This is a genomic window from Capnocytophaga ochracea DSM 7271, from assembly GCF_000023285.1.
Taxonomy (GTDB): Bacteria; Bacteroidota; Bacteroidia; order Flavobacteriales; family Flavobacteriaceae; genus Capnocytophaga; species Capnocytophaga ochracea.
The window spans coordinates 1347970-1367556 of sequence record NC_013162.1; the positions used below are offsets into that span (position 1 = coordinate 1347970).

Sequence of the window (19587 nt, forward strand, 5' to 3'; positions counted from 1 at the left end):
CATATATTTATGAAGAGAATAACATATTGCATTCTTATGGCTATTGCCATAGTAGGGTGTAATCGTTCCTCTAGTGAGGACGCTAGCACCCCCGTGAAATGGGAGTCATTCAGTGGCGATAAAAATATCGAGCGCAAAGTAGATTCTTTGCTAGCGCTGATGACCTTAGAAGAAAAAATCGGACAACTCTCGCAGTTCTCTGCCAATTGGGACATCACAGGGCCCGTAATGCCGGGTGACTTTCAGCCGTATCTCGAAAAAGGTCTTGTGGGCAGTGTGTTCAACGCTGTTACCGTGCCTGGGGTGCGCAAAATGCAGGATATTGCTGTGAAGAAAACTCGCTTGGGTATCCCTATCCTCTTTGGTTACGACGTGATTCACGGTTATAAAACCATCTTCCCTATGTCGCTTGCCGAAGCCTGCTCTTGGGATTTGGAACTAATGCGCCAAACCGCTGCTATTGCTGCCGAAGAAGCTGCCGCCGATGGTATCAAATGGACGTTCGCCCCTATGGTGGATATCAGCCGAGACCCGCGCTGGGGGCGTGTGATGGAAGGCGCTGGCGAAGACCCTTTCTTGGGTAGTGAAATCGCCAAAGCTCGCGTACAAGGTTTTCAAGGCGGTACCGACTGGCGTTCGCTTAATAAAACCAATACTATTTTGGCGTGCGTGAAACACTTTGCTGCCTATGGTGCTGCCGAGTCAGGTCGCGACTACAACACTGCTGAGCTCTCTCAGCACACCTTGTGGAATGTCTATCTCCCTCCTTATAAAGCAGCGATTGATGCAGGAGTGGGTACAGTAATGGCTTCCTTCAACGAGGTGAATGGTATTCCAGCAACTGCCAACCGCTACCTAATGACGGATATCCTCCGCAAGCAATGGGGCTTCAAAGGCTTTGTAGTAACCGATTATACTGGTATCAACGAACTCATTCCTCACGGTATTGCTGCCGACAATAAGCAGGCTGCTGAACTAGCAATCAATGCAGGTATTGATATGGATATGACAGGTTCTAATTTTATCAAGCATCTCAAAAAATCAGTAGAAGAGGGCAAGGTAAAAGAAGAAGCTATCAACACCGCCGTACGCCGTATCTTGGAAATGAAATTCGTATTGGGCTTGTTTGATGATCCTTACAAGTTCCTTGATGAGAACCGCGCCAAAGCAACCCTTATGAAACCGGAGTTCTTGCAAGTAGCACGTACTGCTGTTACTAAATCGGTGGTATTGCTCAAGAACAACGCCGAGGTATTGCCTATCACTCCGGATATGGTGAAAAAGGTAGCTCTCATAGGTCCTATGGTAAAAGATTCTATCAACCAGAATGGCGAATGGCAAGGTCGTGGCGACCGTGAGCTCAGCGCTTCTCTTTTCAAAGGATTACAAGAAGTGTATAAAGATAGTAAGGTGCAGTTCAGTTATGCCAAAGGTTGTACCCTTACTGCCACTACTTCTGCCGATATTGCCAAAGCAGTAGCCACTGCACGCGCTGCCGATGTAGCAGTGGTAGCCTTAGGTGAAGACTATAACTGGTCAGGTGAATCTGCTTGTCTCACCGATATACGTTTGCGCGCTCCTCAACGCGAATTGCTCCGTGCGCTCAAACAAACAGGCAAACCTATAGTGTTATTGGTGTATAGTGGTCGTCCGCTCGATCTCAGTGAAGAGAGTGAATTAGCCGATGCTATTTTGCAAGTGTGGTTCCCTGGTACTCAGTCAGGTTATGGTATCGCCGATGTATTAGCTGGTAAGTACAACCCTTCAGGGCGTTTGGTGATGAGTTTCCCTCGTAATGTTGGACAAGTGCCTATCTATTACAATCACAAGAACACCGGTCGTCCCGTAGATCCTAATAACCCAATGGGTGATTATCGTTCTAAATACGAAGATGCACCTATCACACCGCTCTATCCTTTTGGTTACGGATTGAGTTATACTACCTTTAATATTAGTAATGTACAGCTCAGCAGCGCCACCCTCAGCAAAGGAGGTAAACTCACCGTTACAGCACAAGTAGCCAATACCGGCAAACGTGATGGTGAAATAGTAGTGCAATTGTATATTCGCGATTTGGTGGGTACCGTAACCCGTCCAGTCAAAGAACTCAAAGGATTCCAAAAAGTGGCTCTCAAGACAGGTGAAAGCAAGCAAGTACAGTTTGAAATTACCGAAGACCTCTTAGCCTTCTACAACGCCGATTTGAAAAAAGTAACCGAACCTGGCGCTTTCAAACTTTGGGTAGCTCAACACTCTGCCGATAACAGCAACGAAAAAGATTTTGAACTAAAGTAGATTTTTTCCTTTCATTACACGCAAAAAGGATTGCTCTTGTAGGGCAATCCTTTTTTTTTGTTTTAGTGTATGATGTCTTATTCGCTAATTTTAGCCCACGTATCTTTTAAGCCTACAGTTTTGTTGAATACCAATTTTTCGGAGGTAGTATCAGGGTCTACACTGAAATATCCTAAACGTTGGAACTGTACCGTGTCGCCTGCTTCGGCGGTCTTGAGACTTGGCTCTACATAAGTAGTTACTATTTTTAGAGAATTGGGGTTGATGTAGTTTAAGAAGCTATCCTCTTGGCGGTCAGGTTCAGCAACGGTAAAGAGGCGGTCATAGAGGCGCGCTTCGGCTTCTATTGCGTGGGCTACTGATACCCAATGCAATGTACCTTTTACCTTGCGCATACTCGCTTCGGTACCACTACCGCTACGGCTGTCGGGGTCGTAAGTACAATGTATTTCGGTAATATTTCCTTGAGCGTCTTTCACTACGCTTTCAGCTTTGATGATATAAGCATTCTTCAAACGTACTTCTCCTCCTAATTTTAATCGGAAATACTTTTTATCAGCTTCTTCGCGGAAGTCGTCGCGCTCGATATACAATTCACGGCTAAAAGGCACCTTACGATAGGTCATAGGGGTTACCTCAGGGTTATTTTCGGCATCAAGCCATTCTTCTTGTCCCTCAGGATAATTGGTAATCACCACCTTCACAGGGTCGAGTACTGCCATTACGCGGTTCGCTTTTTTATTGAGATCTTCGCGCACGCAGAATTCTAAAAGAGATACATCGATGAGGTTTTCGCGTTTGGCAATACCAATGGTATCGGCAAATTTACGAATGGCTTCGGGGGTATACCCACGGCGACGTAAGCCTGAGATAGTAGGCATACGGGGGTCGTCCCAGCCTGCAACGTAGTTTTCGGTTACCAACTGCAAGAGTTTTCGCTTACTTACAATAGTATGACTCAAATTCCTCCGTGCAAATTCTCTCTGTTTCGGTCGTACGCTCCCCCTTTGAAGGGGGGTAGGGGGGATGTTACTTCCCTCTCCTTTGGGGAGGGCTGGGGTGGGGATTACCTGGTCTAAAAACCAATCGTACAACTCTCTGTGTGGTAAGAATTCCAACGTACAAAGGGAGTGAGATATTTGTTCGAGATAGTCGCTTTCTCCGTGCGCCCAGTCGTACATAGGGTAAATATGCCATTTGTCGCCTGTGCGGTGGTGAGAAGCGTTCATAATACGGTAGATGATAGGGTCGCGCATTAGCATATTAGGCGATGCCATATCTATCTTGGCGCGGAGTACATAAGTACCATTTTCAAACTCACCATTTTTCATACGCTCGAAAAGGGCGAGGTTTTCCTCAGGAGAGGTATTGCGATAGGGGCTCTCGGTTCCTGCTACCGTTGGCGTACCTTTTTGAGCGGCAATCTCTTCCGATGTTTGTTTATCTACATAGGCTTTCCCTTGTTTGATGAGCATTACCGCCCAGTCGTAAAGCTCTTGAAAATAGTCAGAAGCGTAGCATTCCTTATCCCATTTATAGCCGAGCCACGCTACATCGTGGCGAATTGCATCTACGTATTCTTGTTCTTCCTTAGAAGGGTTGGTATCGTCAAAACGCAAGTTTACAGGGGCGTTGTAGCGCAAGCCCAATCCGAAGTTGAGGCAAATAGAACTCGCGTGACCAAGGTGCAAATAGCCATTCGGTTCTGGAGGGAAGCGAAAGCGTAAGGCGCTGGCGGGAAAGCCTTTCGCAAGGTCTTCCTCAATGATATTTTCTATAAAGTTATTAGAGCGTTGTTCTTTTAATTCTTCTGACATCTTTTTTAATGATTAATGATGAATGGTAGATAGTTAATTCTTGTTTTCAAGGTGCAAAGATACAAATAATTTCTTAATTTACTAATTAACCAATTGCTCTCATTCTTTTGGCAAAAGCAATAGCTTCCACTATATTATCTACTTGTAGTTTTTCGAGGATATTTTGCCTATGGCGGTTTATTGTATGTACACTGATGTTCAATTTTTCGGAGATTTTTTTGCTGAACATTCCTTCATTTGCTAGTAGCAACATCTCTTTTTCGAGAGGCGTAAGTTGTATATCAGTACCAAAGGTCAACTCGAAAAGCACTATCTCGTCAGTAAGATAGTTGATTATCTGGAAACGTATTGGCTAGTTAGCCCACTGCTATGGAGAAGTGTCCATAAAGCCCATAGCCAACCAATTGTTACTTTGCACTGCCAAGAGTTGCATTTAGTAAATCACACGCGTGTACTTTTCCCTATTTAAAACTCTAAACTCGTATACATACTTGTATTGCACTTGCTGTTTAGCGGGCAAGTCTTCTAAAAATCTTCATATCTGAACGTGTATTTACTCAACTGCTCACTTCCCTTGCTTTGTATAGCAACATTTAGAGGTAAATCCGAGTGAGTTTTATCAGTAATAATAAACTCCCCGTGTCGTATGTATCACGCGGGGATTTTATTTTTGTAGCTACGGAAGCTTACTATGGTAATTTTGGACCTTTCCAGCCTCTGGTTACTAAAACATATTGAAAATAATCGGTAGTATATTTACCCTCCTCAGGTGTTATCTTTCCCATAAGGAAACTAATAGGTGATTTAAAACCAACAACATCTTGACAGTGTGCATAAGGAGAATCTTTACTGTTGAGCTTGTAAAGTACAATTGAAGGATTTTCAGAGGCTTCTTTGAAATTTTCTGCATTTGTGAAATAGAAGATAGGCCCATCGCAGTTTGCCCAAGAAATCATCTCGTTAGGGCTCGTTGGCATACCCAAACCTTTTGGAAGATACATTTCTGAATCGAAAGGACGATGCATCACAGAAATCACCGTATAATCTTTCTGTTTTAGAAGAGCAGCAAAACATTTTCTCCCGTTGTATTTTTCCTGATAGATATGTCCGCTACCCAAAGAGCAATAATAGTTTCTTTTTCTATCACTCACACTATCTAACTGCTTGATAGTTAAATCAAAATTACTCATCATAACACTATCGCGATTGTGCTTAAAGGCTTCTTGTTTACCTAAAAGTCCATAAACTCGTATCTTTTGATCCTTTGGTAGTGTTTGATTATAGTTGTAAAGTATCTTCCATTTTTCAAGATACTCCTGTGTTTGGCGCTGCGGGATATTCTCTTTAAGATTGTTGAAGTGTTGTTTCAACAACGTTTCATCAGGAGTGTCAGTATTTAGGTATTGATTCAGAAGTTCAGCATCTTCGGTAAAAAATTCATTAAAATAATCAGTAACTCCAAACTTTTTGTTCAGGTATATCAAGAGTTGAGCGTCAAAAAGTTGTGTCTTGGTAAATCCGTGAATCTCACCAAACATAAACACAGTAGATGTATTAACCTCTGCAAATAATGTTGTATCGGAGATAGTGCATTCTGACGGTAATATTATGCTATTAGCTTTAAGGTAATTTACTTTTTCTTCACTAATATTACCACGTAGGAAGAACCCATAAATAAAGAAATATGCAATAGGCAATACAGTTAAGAGCAAGAAAATAACAAGGATAGTAAGTAGTATTTTTTTTATTACTTTTTTCATAACATAACTATTTAGTTAATAAATATAAACACACAAGAATTTAAGTAAAAAGAATCTCATTTCCTTAAATTCACAACAAAAGTACAAAATTAATTTTAATGAATAGATAATTAATGAGTATTTTTTTGTACAGCAACATTTATAGGTAAGTCCGAGTGAATTTTATTTATTGCTTGATGTGCTATGACCCGTACTACGACCTTATTGCTTCAATGATATTACCTACTTGTAGTTTTTCGAGGATATTTTGGCGGTGGCGGTTTACGGTATGTACGCTGATGTTCAATTTTTCGGAGATTTCTTTACTGAACATTCCCTCTTTGGCAAGGGCGAGTATTTCTCTCTCGCGTGGGGTGAGGAGGGTATTAGTAGCACTTTCGATAGCAAAAGGTACAATCTCATCGGTAAGGCAGTTTTTTATCTGAAAGCGGACAGAAGTGTTTGCCGATTGTTCAGGAGCGAGGTCTATGATGCCCATTCCGAGAAAATTATCGTCTTTAAAGGCTAATATGCGCATTTGGTAAATCATTCGTACATACTTTCCTCTATCCAAGACTCTCATTTCATAGATATATTTGTAAGTTAGCTTTTCTTCCTCGGGGAGCGTGTCCAAAAACTCCCATACTTTTTTATCAATTCGTCTTACCACTTCTAAATCATCGGGATACACCAATTTCTCAATATTGAGTTTATCAGAAGCTTGAATATCTTCGGTTACATATTCGGTTACATAATAGTAACGACCGAATCTATCTAACAGAAAAACAGCAAAACTACCTGCTTCTTCTAAGATTTTTAAGTGTGGAATGTATTCCTGTGCTATTTCCTCTATGCTTTTATCGGTTGTCATCTTCAAAATGGTTATTTTTCAGTATTGTGTAGTTATGCCCGCCGGCGTAATTTTGCGCCAAAGATAATCAAATATTTTTAAAAGATGAAGAATCAAACACGAACCATTAGAAATTTATGTATTTTTATTTTCGTAGCCCTCAGTTGTGGCTGGATAGGCGTATGGGTTGATTCGCTTACGGGTGAAACGACAGGTGATTTCAGTGATACCAGTAATGGTACTAGCGGAATGGGTATTTTTATCGTTGCTCCAGTGCTTACTTGGCTTCTGTTGCGCGCCTTTATGGGTGATGGTTGGCGCGATGCAGGGTTGCGTCCGCTTATCAAGAAAAACTTACGTTGGTATGGGCTGGCAACCCTTATTTACCCTGCGGTGATTGCCGTTACCCTGCTTATAGGGGAGCTTTTTGGCTGGCTAGATGTACAAATCCGGTGGACGGACTACCTTGCGGGCTTTGGTATTTTTGTAGTAGCCGAATTTGTAAAGAATTTCTTTGAAGAATCGTCGTGGCGAGGGTATCTTACCGCCCGTTTGCTCAGTTTGAATATTAAAGATGTGTGGCTTTACCTCATTGTGGGGGTAGTGTGGTGCTCGTGGCATTGGCCTTACTTTTTCTACTTTATAAAACCCGAACAGATATTTGCTGTATTCCCTTACGATAAGGTTACTTTTTGTATAATGGCATTAGTGTGCTGCATCTCCTGGACGGTGATGTATACCGAACTTTTCCGCCTTACCAAGTCGATATGGCCTGGGGTGTGGATGCACGCTATTGAGGATACCACTATCAACAGTTTGATATACGATAAGCATATTTTTATAGAAACGGGCAAACATATACTCATTTCCCCTGTTTCGGGCATAATCCCTTGTCTGCTGTTCCTTGGCGTAGGTTTATGGCTACGAAGAATTAGACTTATACAAGAACAACTCTGACATTACAAGATATTAACATTTGGTAAAATAAGATTATTCGTGTAAGATAACCGTCTCCTAAATCTCTTTCTGAGGGAATAGGAGATGGTTTTCTTTACCTTAGCGTTACTATGTTCTTTTTATTAGAGAGATATCTAAATCGCTTTCCCTCTGCCTTTCAGTCCCTACATTTTCTTCTTCCAAGATAACCAGCGAATGTTCATAGCTGGGTATGTGCACTGTGATAGCAGAGTATGCGATAGCGGAGATGTTTACTCCCTTTATTACCGTCAAAACCAGTGTTTACCACTCTTTTTTAACTTTTTATTCTCAATTACTTACATACTCTATTTCCAATTCTTCAAAAACCCTTTACTCTTCTTTCTCACCTCACTTCTCTCATAACAACCTGTGTAACTCACATACTTTTCTTTGCGAATATTTGTCATTTCCCTAAAAACACCTACCTTTGCCACCTCAGTAGCCACTAATTATTATACTTATGCCTACTTACAACAAAATATTCGAAAACAATCGTCAATGGGTAAAACACCGCAAAGAGGGCGACCCTCATTTCTTCAAGAAACTCGCCGAAGACCAAAACCCCGATTACCTCTATATAGGTTGCTCCGATAGTCGTGTAGCTGCCGAAGAGTTAATGGGTGTAGGTCCTGGTAAAGTGTTTGTACACCGCAATATTGCCAATGTAGTAAACACCCTCGATATGAGCTCTACTGCCGTGATACAATACGCCGTCGAACACCTGCAAGTAAAGCATATTGTCGTATGTGGTCATTACGATTGCGGAGGTGTAAAAGCTGCTATGCAAGCCAAAGACTTTGGTTTGTTAAACCCTTGGTTACGTACCATTCGCGATGTATACCGCTTGCATCAAGCAGAACTCGATGCCATTACTGATGCCGACCACCGTTACCGCCGTTTGGTAGAACTGAACGTAGAAGAACAGTGTTTCAATGTTACCAAAATGGCAGTTGTGCAAGAAAGTTATCTCAAACACCAATACCCTGCTGTTCACGGTTGGGTATTCGATATTCACACCGGCGAACTCATAGACCTTAATCTCGACTTCGAAGCCTTCCTTCATAAAATCCAAAAGATATACGACCTCACCGGACAAGAATGGTATAAACCCTACTAATTTCACTCAATAGTTAAAAGTCAAAAGACGTCATATATTAGCTCCAACTATTCTATGGCTACTTTACAACGAACTTATATTAAATACAATTTCTCTCAAAAACTTCTTTATAAACACCTATTCTACCACGTCTATCTTTTCGCTCCCCTAAGTCTCTCCGATAGCACCCACTTTTTTAACCTATCTCATAAAACTTTTTCACCGCCTCACCCTCGTTATTCGTCCCCCGTCATTACTTCTCTTTTCCGTCCCTACATTCCCCCTCATTGAGGAAGTCCGCGAGAGCGGAGTATGTGTAAAAGGGGGAGGTTATCCCCTATTGCTTATGCCCTAAGACCCCACACCACCCCATTTTCTCATTTCCAAATTTGCTAATTCCCTAATTATTCCTTCTCTTTTCCGTCACTACATTCCCCCTCTCCTTGGGAGAAGTCTCCGAATAGGAGAGTATGTGATTGGGGTGAGGATTCCCTTTCTTTCGCCTCGAACCCCCGTTTTTCCCATTTTTATACTCGTTGTATCATATTATGAATCAACTATTTATATACCCTTTCTATACCAATCGTCCAAGATTCGTATAAGCTTCCTATAAGCTCTCTATAAGCTAACCCCACCCTCCTTACAGCCTTTTTTCATCAAAACTCCTTTTAACTCTCTTCCGAACTCCTCCGATATCTTCCGAATCCTCCAACCCTCCATATTTGCTAATTTTCAAATTTGCTAATCTACTAATTTTTTCCCGCCCGTCGTGCTACGGCTGTCTGTGTGGCTGGCACCTTTGGCAAAGTTGATTAGTGGTATTATTGACATTTCTGGTATTATTGACATTTACCTCATTTTCTCATTCTCTCATTTTCTAATTTGCTAATTTTCCCCGCCCGTCGTGCTACGACCTCACACCCGCCTGTGTGGCTCACACTTTCTTCCTTTTTCTTTTGAAAAGTGTTAAAATTAATAATAATACACTTTCTTTTATTTTCTCCTTATCTATTGTAATTCATATGATTATCCCCTCTATTTAGCGAAGTATATAAAATTATTTAAAAATATTAGCTATAATTGTTTGGTAGATATAATAAATAGTTGTACTTTTACGCCGTAAATTTCATTTAATAGCCAAACTTATGAAAAGAAAGTATTTAACATTTGTTATGTTTGTGTTAAGTTGCTTTTTAACAACTCTTATGGCACAAACCATCTCAGTAAAAGGTAAAGTTACTGACGATAAGAAAACGCCTTTACCCGGAGTTTCCGTAGTGGTTAAAGGCTCCACGCACGGTACATCTACTGATTTTGACGGTAATTACCAAATCCAAGCCAAAGCAGGCGATGTGCTTGAGTTTAGCTTTGTAGGGTTTACTACCCAGACTAAAAAAGTTGTAGGGGGGGGGAATTCTTATACAGTTAATGTACAACTAAAAGAAGATACCCAGCAACTCAGCGAAGTGGTAGTGGTGGGGTTTGCCACTCAAAAGAAAGAAAACCTTACAGGTGCAGTAACCTCAGTAGATTCCAAAGCATTAGAGAATCGCCCCGTAAACAACGTAACCCAAGCCTTACAAGGAAACGTTTCGGGGTTGAACTTTTCGGTAGGAAATGGAGGTGGACAGTTGGATAGTAACCTTTCATTCAACATTCGCGGAACAGGTACTATTGGTTCAGGTTCTAGTGGTAGTCCGTTAGTACTTATAGATGGTATGGAAGGCGATATGAATACTTTAAATCCTAATGATATAGAAAGTATTTCGGTATTGAAAGATGCAGCTTCGGCTTCTATTTATGGGTCTCGTGCAGCTTTTGGGGTGATTTTGGTAACTACTAAATCAGGTAAAGATGGTAGAATGACAATGAATTATAGTACCAATTACCGTCTTGCCTCACCAGTAGGTATCCCTAATATGTTGGATTCAGAAAGTTTTGCTTATTACTTCAATGAAGCTCAAAAGAATAACGGAGGAGCTCCTGTATTTGAAGATCGTATTGTGCAGAATATCAAGGCATATAAAGCAGGATTGCTAAAAGATGCTACCGATTGGAACCCAACCAAAGATGGAAACGGTGCTTGGAATGACTACAAGCAAAGTTGGGCTAATGTAGATTGGTTTAAAGAGTTTTATAGAACTTCTGCTCCTTCACAAGAGCATAATTTCACAGCTCGTGGAGGTACTGAAAAGATAAAATATTACGTGTCATTAGGTTGGCTTGATGCTGAGGGATTATCTCGCTATAATACCGATAAAATGTCGCGTTATTCAGCACAAGGGAAAATATCAGCACAAATACTTCCTTATTTAAAGTTGGATTATAATTCCCGTTTTAGTCGTATAGATTTCTCCCGTTCTTCTTATTTAGGAGGATTATTTTTCCACAATATAGCAAGACGTTGGCCTACTTTGCCACTCAAAGATCCCAATGGGCATTATATGAATGGTAATGAGATAGCACAGCTTAATGAAGGACGCGATAAAACACAAAGTGATGAACTTACCCAACAATTAGCTTTGGTATTCAACCCTATAAAAGGATGGGTAACCAATGTAGAGCTCAACTATCGCACTTCTACTGTCTTTAATAATTGGTACTACTTGCCTATCTACAAATATGGCTTACACGGAGAGCCTATTGCTATCTCACGTGATGGTTCAGCACCTGCAGGTCATTCAAAAATAAGTGAAGCAGCAGGGCGTTATAACTTCTTTAATACCAATATTTATTCATCTTACACAAAAGAAATTGAAAAACATACGGTTACTGTTTTAGCAGGGTTTCAATCTGAACTAAACAAAACACGTCATTTTTGGGCTTCTCGTGATGGTTTGTACAGCAAAAACTCTCTTTCACTGAACACCTCAGGAGGAAAAAATGATGATGTAGGAGGTGATTATCAACACTGGTCAACCGCAGGTTTCTTTGGTAGGATCAACTACAATTATGACAGCAAATACTTATTGGAAGTGAATGCTCGTTATGACGGTAGTAGCCGTTTCTTGCGCGACCAACGTTGGAACTTGTTTACTTCAGCTTCTGTCGGTTGGAATATTGCCAAAGAAAGCTTTTGGGAACACCTTGGCAAATTTGGTGAAGCGGTAAGTGAGTTTAAGCTAAGAGGTTCTTATGGAGAATTGGGTAACCAAAATACTGATAGCTGGTATCCTTTCTATCAAACAATGAATATAGGGGCTAACAATGGTAATTGGCTACTCAATGGAGATAAGACCAATACAGCCTACGCTCCAGGGTTAATAGCCTCTACTCTTACCTGGGAAAAAGTAGCTTCTTGGAATGCTGGTTTTGACCTAACAGCTTTAAAAAACCGTTTTAAGTTTACTTTTGAATTGTTTAGCCGTAAAACCTATAATATGGTAGGTCCTGCACCAGAACTTCCTCCTGTATTGGGTACTTCTCCTGCTCGTATCAACAATACCGATATGGTATCAAACGGATTTGAAATTATAACCAGCTGGAATGACAAAATAGGAGAAAATTTCTCGTACAACATTAAAGCTAATCTTACCGACAGCCGTCAAAAAATTACAAAATACCCTAACAAGAATAACTCCTTAGGAAATTATTACGAAGGACAGTATTTGGGTGAAATATGGGGCTACCAAACACGTGGCATTGCTAAAACAGATGCAGAGATGACCGAATGGTTAAAAACACACGACCAAAGTGCTTTGGGTAACAACTGGGCAGCAGGTGATATAATGTATGAAGACCTCAATGGTGATGGTAAAATCAACGGAGGTTCTAATACTGTGGGTGACCCAGGTGATAGAAAAATTATAGGAAACACTACTCCTCGCTATAATTTTGGACTACTTGTTGATTTGAAATACAAAAACGTATATTTCAGTATGTTTTGGCAAGGTACAGGTAAGCGCGATTTAATCTTCAACGACTCTCCTTATTTTAGAGGAGCTAACCAAAACGTATGGCAATCAGCAGGCTTTAAAGAGCATTTAGATTACTTCCGTCCCGAAGGTACTGACAGTCCTTTTGGTACTAATGTAGATGCGTATTACCCACGTCCTACTATGGACGGTGGAGGAAAGAACTTTGTGGGTCAAACCCGTTGGGTACAAAATGCAGCCTATGTGCGTTTGAAAAATATACAATTAGGTTATGACTTCCCTTCTGATATTATGAAAACTATTGGTATAGACAATTTGCGAATTTATATCTCAGCCGATAACGTATTTACCTTTACCAAACTCTCTAAGATATTCGACCCAGAAGCCAATGGAGGTTCTTGGGGACAAGGCAAGCTATACCCTCTTTCAAGAGTGATTTCAACAGGATTAAGTTTAACCTTCTAAAAGACTAATACGATGAAAAAGATATATAAAAATATAATCATAGCTACCTTTTCGGTAGGGCTTATAGGATGTAATAAGTTTTTGGATAGAGAGCCATTATCAAACATCACTCCTCAACAGTATTTCAATACCGAATCGGATATGGCGGCATATACCATTAGTTATTATAATTTTCCTACTCACGGAGGATATAGTATAGGGCGATTCAAAGCAGATAATGGTACTGACAACCAAGCCGATAGAAGTCCTAATGCTGCATGGCTAAAAGGACAATGGCACGTACCTACTGGAACAGATGGGTATGATTTTGGGAATATCAGAGCTATCAACTATTTTATAGCAGAAGTAACCCCAAAAATAGAGGAAGGAAAAGTAGTAGGAAATCCTGCTAATATCAACCACTACTTAGGTGAAGCATACTTTTTAAGAGCTTATGAATATTTTAATCGTTTAGAAAATTACGGAGATTTTCCTATTATAAAAACAGTACTTCCCGATAATGAAGACGAGCTAATAGAAGCTTCCAAACGTCGCCCTCGCAATGAGGTAGCCCGCTTTATCTTAGAAGATTTAGACAAAGCTATCAGTTTATTAAAATCAAGTCCTGTGGAAGGTAAAAATCGTATCAGCAAAGAAGTTGCGCAGCTTTTCCGCTCGCGTGTAGCTCTTTTTGAAGGTACTTGGCTCAAATATCACAAAGGTACAGCCCACGTGCCAGGAGGTGCTGGTTGGCCAGGGGCTAATATGCCTTACTTATCAGGATTTTCTATTAACATAGACACTGAAATTAATTACTTTTTGACAGAAGCAATGACTTCTGCCAAAGCTGTAGCCGATGCTTTTCCATTAGTAACCAACAACCACAATACTACTGGTGCTGATGTATTTAGTAATCCTTATTTCAAAATGTATGGAGACAATAGTCTATCAGGCTATTCAGAAGTGTTGTTTTGGAGACAGTACAGTGCTGAAAAAAGTGTAGGACATTATACCAATGGTTTCTTGACTGGTGGTGGTAACAGTGGGTATACACGTGGTTTTGTAGATACTTTCTTGATGAAAAACGGTTTGCCTATTTACGCCAATGGTTCTGGCTACCAAGGTGATACCGATCTTACTACTGTAAAAGTAAACAGAGATGAGCGCTTGCAACTCTTTATGCGTGTACCAGGTGATTATTTGGCTGTTACTCAGCAAGTGAATAACTATCCTGACATTATCAACTCAATAGTTGAAAGAAAATCGGTAACAGGATATGACGTAAAAAAAGGATTGAATGGCGAAGCTAAGTATCTTACCGATGCAGTGCTTACTGAGACAGGTTGTATAGTATTCCGTGCTGCCGAGGCTTACCTTAACTATATTGAAGCTTGCTATGTAAAAAACAATAGCCTTGATAATGATGCTAGCCGTTATTGGAAAGCTTTACGCGCTCGTGCTGGAGTCAGTGAGGATTATAGTGCTACTATAGCCGCTACCGACCTTAACAAAGAAAACGACTGGGCGGTCTATTCAGCAGGACAAAAGGTAGATGCTACTTTGTATAATATTCGTCGTGAACGCCGTTGTGAGTTCATAGCTGAGGGAATGCGCAATAACGACCTTCGTCGTTGGCGCGCTATGGATCAGCTCCGCAATTATCAAATAGAAGGAATGAATCTTTGGACAAGTATGTATGATAAGGATACTTATAAGAATACTGATGGTACTTCTAAATTAATAGCTTTACCTGCTGCGAGTCCTAATATATCGGCAAAAGCGTTGAGCGTGTACATTCGTCCTTACCAAATTATACAACAAAATAACTTGTATTACAATGGTATTACTTGGACAAAAGCACACTACCTATCACCTATTGGTTTTGAAAACTTCTTGCGTACTTCCAAAGGCGGCAATATAGCCACTTCGGTTGTTTATCCAAATCCATATTGGCCAGCACAAGCCGATGGTATTCCTACTGAATAATGTTTAAAATAACATCTTTCATAACATAATTTTTATTGCTTAAATAGAAAAAGCTACCCCTCAAAGGTAGCTTTTCCTATTTTATAGCTATTTGCTATAAACTTTTTCATCGCCCCACCTTTCGTCATTTGTCATTCGTCTCTCGCAATTTCTTCTCCTTTCCGTCACTACATTCCCCCTCATTGAGGGGGCTAGGGGGAGGTTATCTCCTAGTGCCTGTGGCCTAAGGCCTAGTGCCTATTCTCTTTTCTTTCGCCTCGAAACCCCGTTTTTAACATTTTTTGCATTGCTGTGTTATACTATGAGTTAACCACTTATATACCCTTTCTATACCAATCGTCCAAGATTCGTATAAGCTTCCTATAAGCTCTCTATAAGCTGACCCCACCCTCCTTACACCTTTTTTTCACCAAAACTTCTCTCGGCTCTCTTCCGCTCTTTTCCGTTTCCTTCCGAATCCTCCTAACAGTCCCCAACACATCGCTTTTTCATCTCAACCTTTGCCAAAGTTAATCGCCCGTCGTGCTACGGCTGCCTGTGTGGCTGGCACCTTTGCCAAAGTTGAATAGTGGTATTATTGACATTTCTGGTATTATTGGCATTTACCTCATTTTCTCATTTTCTCATTTTCTCATTCTCTAATTTTCTCATTCTCTTTAAATTATTTTAAACTCAAAATTCTGTTCTCATATTTCTTGCACAATTCAAAAAAAGAAAGTACATTTGTAGCCGTTAATAACCCATAAAATTTCATATTATGCCCTATTTATTTTACATTTTATTCTTTTTTGTATTAGTATTTTTACTATCTACTTTCTTCACCGTGCGCCAACAAACCGCCGTGTCAGTAGAACGTTTCGGTAAATTCGAAAGCATTCGTCATTCGGGTTTACAAATGAAAATACCTATCATCGATAAAGTAGCCGCTCGCATCAGCCTCAAAATCCAACAGCTCGATGTCATTGTCGAAACCAAAACTTTGGACGATGTATTCGTCAAAATCAAAGTATCAGTACAGTTCGTGGTGATTAAAGAAAAAGTATACGATGCCATTTACAAGCTCGAATACCCACACGACCAGATTACCAGCTATGTATTCGACGTAGTCCGCGCCGAAGTCCCTAAGATGAAACTCGACGATGTATTCGTTAAGAAAGACGATATCGCCATCGCCGTAAAACGCGAAGTACAAGAATCGATGGAAACTTACGGTTACGACATCATCAAAACCTTAGTAACCGATATCGACCCCGATGCCCAAGTAAAAGCCGCAATGAACCGTATCAATGCCGCCGAACGCGAAAAAGTAGCAGCTCAATACGAAGGTGATGCACAACGCATCCTCATCGTCGAAAAAGCAAAAGCAGAAGCCGAAAGCAAACGTTTGCAAGGTCAAGGTATCGCCGACCAGCGTCGTGAAATTGCTCGCGGATTGGTAGAGAGTGTAGACGTATTGCATAAAGTAGGTATCAGCTCGCAAGAAGCTTCTGCGCTTATTGTGGTTACTCAACACTACGACACCTTGCAAGCCGTAGGTCAGCAAACCAATAGTAATCTTATCCTACTTCCTAACTCACCCGAAGCAGGTAGTGAGATGCTCAATAATATGATTACCTCCTTCACCGCTTCAGCTCAAGTAACCGAAACCTTGAAGAAAAAGAAAAACGACTAACTCACTGTTAAATAATATAGATTTTAAAAGCTATTCATTTTTTTTGAATAGCTTTTTTTTGTGGTTATTGCTAAAATTGCTAATTTTGCACTCTGTAATAATTTTTTGCCGTATACACTCTGCCAAAGTGTAGTAACGCTTGATTGAAGATTGAAAAAAAACAACTATGAAAATATCATATAACTGGTTAAAACAATATTTGAAGTTAGAAATGCCTGCTGAAGATACAGCGGTCATCCTTACTGATTTAGGCTTAGAAGTAGAAGGGATTGAACACTTCGAAAGCGTAAAAGGTGGGCTCAAAGGGGTAGTGGTAGGTCACGTACTCGAATGCGAAAAACACCCTAACGCCGATAAACTTAAAATCACCAAAGTAGATGTAGGGGGCGAAGCTCCTTTGCAAATCGTTTGTGGAGCTCCTAATGTAGCACAAGGGCAGAAAGTGCTTGTAGCCACTATTGGCACAGTACTCTACGACAAAGCAGGTAAGCCTTTCGAAATTAAGAAAGGTAAAATTCGTGGCGAAGAGAGTTACGGTATGATTTGTGCTGAAGACGAACTCGGCTTAGGCGAAAGTCACGATGGCATTATGGTGCTCGACAGTAAATGGGAAGTAGGTACCCCTGCCAGTAAGGTGTTTGAGGTAGAAACCGACGAGGTATTCGAAATAGGACTGACTCCTAACCGCGCCGATGCAATGAGCCACTACGGTGTAGCACGCGACTTACGTGCAGGCTTGATGCAAAAAGGTATTTCATTAGAGCTCATCACTCCTTCTATTACAAAATTCCACGTCGATAACCGTTCACTTAAAATGGATATAGAGGTACAGAACAAAAAACTCGTACCTCGCTATACCGGTGTTACCATTAGTAATGTACGCGTAGACGAATCGCCTGAATGGTTACAAAACAAACTCAAAGCCATAGGCATTACTCCTAAGAACAACGTAGTAGATGCTACAAACTACGTACTGCACGGAATGGGACAACCGATTCACGCTTTTGATGCCGACCATATTATTGGTCGCAAGGTGATTGTAAAGAATGCCGATGAAGGCACAAAGTTTAAAACCCTCGACGGAGTAGAACGCACCCTCAACGCTGAAGACATTATGATTTGTGATGCCGAAAAACCTCTCTGTATAGCAGGGGTATTAGGCGGTGAAAACTCAGGTATCACTCATTTTACTCGCAATGTATTTTTAGAAAGTGCTTATTTCGATGCTGTATCGGTGCGCAAAACAGCCAAACGTCACGGCATCAATACCGATGCTTCTTATCGCTTTGAGCGCGGTATTAATATAGAAGATTGTAAATACGCCCTAATGTATGCCGCAGTACTGATTGAAAATATTGCAGGAGGGGTTATATCATCAGATGTGATAGATTTTTATCCTAAAAAGCAAGAAGATTTTCAGGTGTTTCTTACTTTTGAGAAAATAGATAAACTTATTGGTCAGAAGATTTCACGCGATACGATTAAGGCTATCTTACACTCTTTAGATATCAAAGTAAATTCGTTTACCGAACGTGGGTTAGGTTTGTCAGTCCCTTCGTACCGCGTAGATGTACAGCGTGAAGCCGATGTAATAGAGGAAATCCTTCGTATCTATGGCTACAACAATGTCATTTTCTCTGAAAAGCTAAATGCTACAATGGCGCATTCTAACAAATACGACGACCACAATATACAAAATGTGGTAGCCGACCAGTTGGTAGCGAAAGGCTTCTTTGAGATAATGACCAACAGTCTTGTGTCAGAAAAAGAGATTACTACTTATGCCGAAAATCCAGAGCAAGCAGTAAAACTCCTCAATCCTTTGAGTAGCGATTTGGGCTATATGCGTAAAAATCTAGTGTTTTCAGGCTTAGAAGTGATTGCTTATAATAACAACCGCAAACGCTCCGATTTGAAATTGTTCGAGTTTGGCAAGAACTATCACTATATCGATGGCAATTATACTGAAAACAAGCATTTGGTGTTATATCTCACAGGTAATACCCAACCTGAGTATTGGGGCGCTCCCGCTCAAAAAACCTCTTTCTTTGAGCTCAAAGGAGTAGTGGAATCTCTCTTCGAACGTCTCGGCTTGAAGGAAATCACTATTTTACCTTTAGAAGCTAACGACACGTTGAGTAGTGAAGGATTCCGTTGGCAAATAGGGGAGACCCTTTTAGGAACGATAGGAGTAGTAAAAAGCAAAGTGCTTAAAGATTTCGATATCAAACAAGAGGTGCTTGTAGCTGATTTGCATTGGGAAGTAATTTTAGAACAAGTACAAGACCATAAAGTGGTATATAAGGAAATCTCTAAATACCCCGAAGTACGTCGTGACTTAGCTCTTTTGCTCGATGAGAAAGTAACCTTTGCCGACCTTTACGAAAAGGCATATGCTACCGAGAAAAACCTCTTAAAACACGTAAATCTTTTTGATGTGTACCAAGGCGACAAACTACCCGAAGGCAAGAAGAGCTATGCCCTCAGTTTTGTACTTCAAGACAACAATAAAACTCTTACCGATAAACAAATCGACAAAACGATGCAACACCTCCAAGATGCTTTTGAAAAGCAATTTGGCGCAGCATTAAGAGAGTAAAAAATAAGACGGCGTAAAAAAGCCGTCTTATTTTGTTATGCTCCTTAGTCTTATTTTGTTATGCTCCTTAATAGTGTTTAGTTCTCAAATTAAGACTATTGTTATAGAACAAAATTAGAATTATTTTGTGATATTTGTAACAAATCACAACTTTTTCATAACTACTTATGTTACACTAATTTCTAAAACTAAATCTCATTAAAATATTGGTAATCAACGATAATATAGTGTCTATA

At 40.4% G+C, this 19587-nt stretch carries 11 protein-coding genes; 7 read left to right on the forward strand and 4 right to left on the reverse strand.

What is annotated here, in order from left to right; genetic code table 11:
* Positions 1-9 precede the first annotated feature (9 nt).
* On the forward strand, positions 10-2295 hold the full coding sequence (locus COCH_RS05685; protein WP_041546724.1) for a glycoside hydrolase family 3 N-terminal domain-containing protein: 2286 nt from the start codon (positions 10-12) through the stop codon (positions 2293-2295).
* Between the two features lie 77 nt (positions 2296-2372).
* Here the strand turns inward: COCH_RS05685 and COCH_RS05690 are convergent, their stop codons facing one another.
* The 4 genes from COCH_RS05690 to COCH_RS05705 form a co-directional block, all read right to left on the reverse strand.
* Positions 2373-4112: a glutamine--tRNA ligase/YqeY domain fusion protein gene (locus COCH_RS05690; RefSeq protein ID WP_015782327.1), complete on the reverse strand. Its 1740-nt coding sequence runs from the start codon at positions 4110-4112 to the stop codon at positions 2373-2375.
* A gap of 85 nt (positions 4113-4197) precedes the next feature.
* Positions 4198-4422, reverse strand: coding sequence for a response regulator transcription factor (locus tag COCH_RS11110; protein WP_223375705.1), 225 nt, complete (start codon positions 4420-4422; stop codon positions 4198-4200).
* Between the two features lie 379 nt (positions 4423-4801).
* Complete coding sequence (locus COCH_RS05700; RefSeq protein ID WP_015782328.1) at positions 4802-5872, reverse strand: hypothetical protein; 1071 nt, start codon at positions 5870-5872, stop codon at positions 4802-4804.
* 193 nt (positions 5873-6065) lie between these two features.
* On the reverse strand, positions 6066-6722 hold the full coding sequence (locus tag COCH_RS05705) for a LuxR C-terminal-related transcriptional regulator (protein WP_015782329.1): 657 nt from the start codon (positions 6720-6722) through the stop codon (positions 6066-6068).
* 84 nt (positions 6723-6806) lie between these two features.
* On the opposite strand from COCH_RS05705, the gene COCH_RS05710 reads away from it, so the two are divergent.
* The 6 genes from COCH_RS05710 to pheT all read left to right on the forward strand — a co-directional run bounded on the left by COCH_RS05710 (position 6807) and on the right by pheT (position 19351).
* Complete coding sequence (locus tag COCH_RS05710; protein WP_015782330.1) at positions 6807-7658, forward strand: CPBP family intramembrane glutamic endopeptidase; 852 nt, start codon at positions 6807-6809, stop codon at positions 7656-7658.
* Between the two features lie 481 nt (positions 7659-8139).
* The gene (locus COCH_RS05715) at positions 8140-8796 is read left to right on the forward strand and encodes a carbonic anhydrase (protein ID WP_015782331.1); all 657 of its coding nucleotides are present in this window, start codon (positions 8140-8142) and stop codon (positions 8794-8796) included.
* A gap of 1124 nt (positions 8797-9920) precedes the next feature.
* Positions 9921-13115, forward strand: a complete 3195-nt coding sequence (locus COCH_RS05720; protein ID WP_015782332.1) for a SusC/RagA family TonB-linked outer membrane protein — start codon at positions 9921-9923, stop codon at positions 13113-13115.
* 12 nt (positions 13116-13127) lie between these two features.
* The gene (locus COCH_RS05725; protein ID WP_015782333.1) at positions 13128-15080 is read left to right on the forward strand and encodes a RagB/SusD family nutrient uptake outer membrane protein; all 1953 of its coding nucleotides are present in this window, start codon (positions 13128-13130) and stop codon (positions 15078-15080) included.
* 757 nt (positions 15081-15837) lie between these two features.
* Positions 15838-16752: an SPFH domain-containing protein gene (locus COCH_RS05730; RefSeq protein WP_015782334.1), complete on the forward strand. Its 915-nt coding sequence runs from the start codon at positions 15838-15840 to the stop codon at positions 16750-16752.
* Between the two features lie 166 nt (positions 16753-16918).
* Positions 16919-19351, forward strand: a complete 2433-nt coding sequence (gene pheT / locus COCH_RS05735) for a phenylalanine--tRNA ligase subunit beta (RefSeq protein ID WP_015782335.1) — start codon at positions 16919-16921, stop codon at positions 19349-19351.
* Positions 19352-19587: the final 236 nt, after the last annotated feature.

Bases quoted from the DNA above. Each gene is read 5' to 3' on its own strand.
- COCH_RS05725 (WP_015782333.1), top strand. From the start codon at position 13,128: ATGAAAAAGATATATAAAAATATAATCATAGCTACCTTTTCGGTAGGG.
- COCH_RS05710 (WP_015782330.1), top strand. From the start codon at position 6,807: ATGAAGAATCAAACACGAACCATTAGAAATTTATGTATTTTTATTTTC.
- COCH_RS05700 (WP_015782328.1), bottom strand. From the start codon at position 5,872: ATGAAAAAAGTAATAAAAAAAATACTACTTACTATCCTTGTTATTTTC.
- COCH_RS05720 (WP_015782332.1), top strand. From the start codon at position 9,921: ATGAAAAGAAAGTATTTAACATTTGTTATGTTTGTGTTAAGTTGCTTT.
- COCH_RS05705 (WP_015782329.1), bottom strand. From the start codon at position 6,722: ATGACAACCGATAAAAGCATAGAGGAAATAGCACAGGAATACATTCCA.
- COCH_RS05730 (WP_015782334.1), top strand. From the start codon at position 15,838: ATGCCCTATTTATTTTACATTTTATTCTTTTTTGTATTAGTATTTTTA.
- pheT (WP_015782335.1), top strand. From the start codon at position 16,919: ATGAAAATATCATATAACTGGTTAAAACAATATTTGAAGTTAGAAATG.
- COCH_RS05715 (WP_015782331.1), top strand. From the start codon at position 8,140: ATGCCTACTTACAACAAAATATTCGAAAACAATCGTCAATGGGTAAAA.
- COCH_RS05685 (WP_041546724.1), top strand. From the start codon at position 10: ATGAAGAGAATAACATATTGCATTCTTATGGCTATTGCCATAGTAGGG.
- COCH_RS05690 (WP_015782327.1), bottom strand. From the start codon at position 4,112: ATGTCAGAAGAATTAAAAGAACAACGCTCTAATAACTTTATAGAAAAT.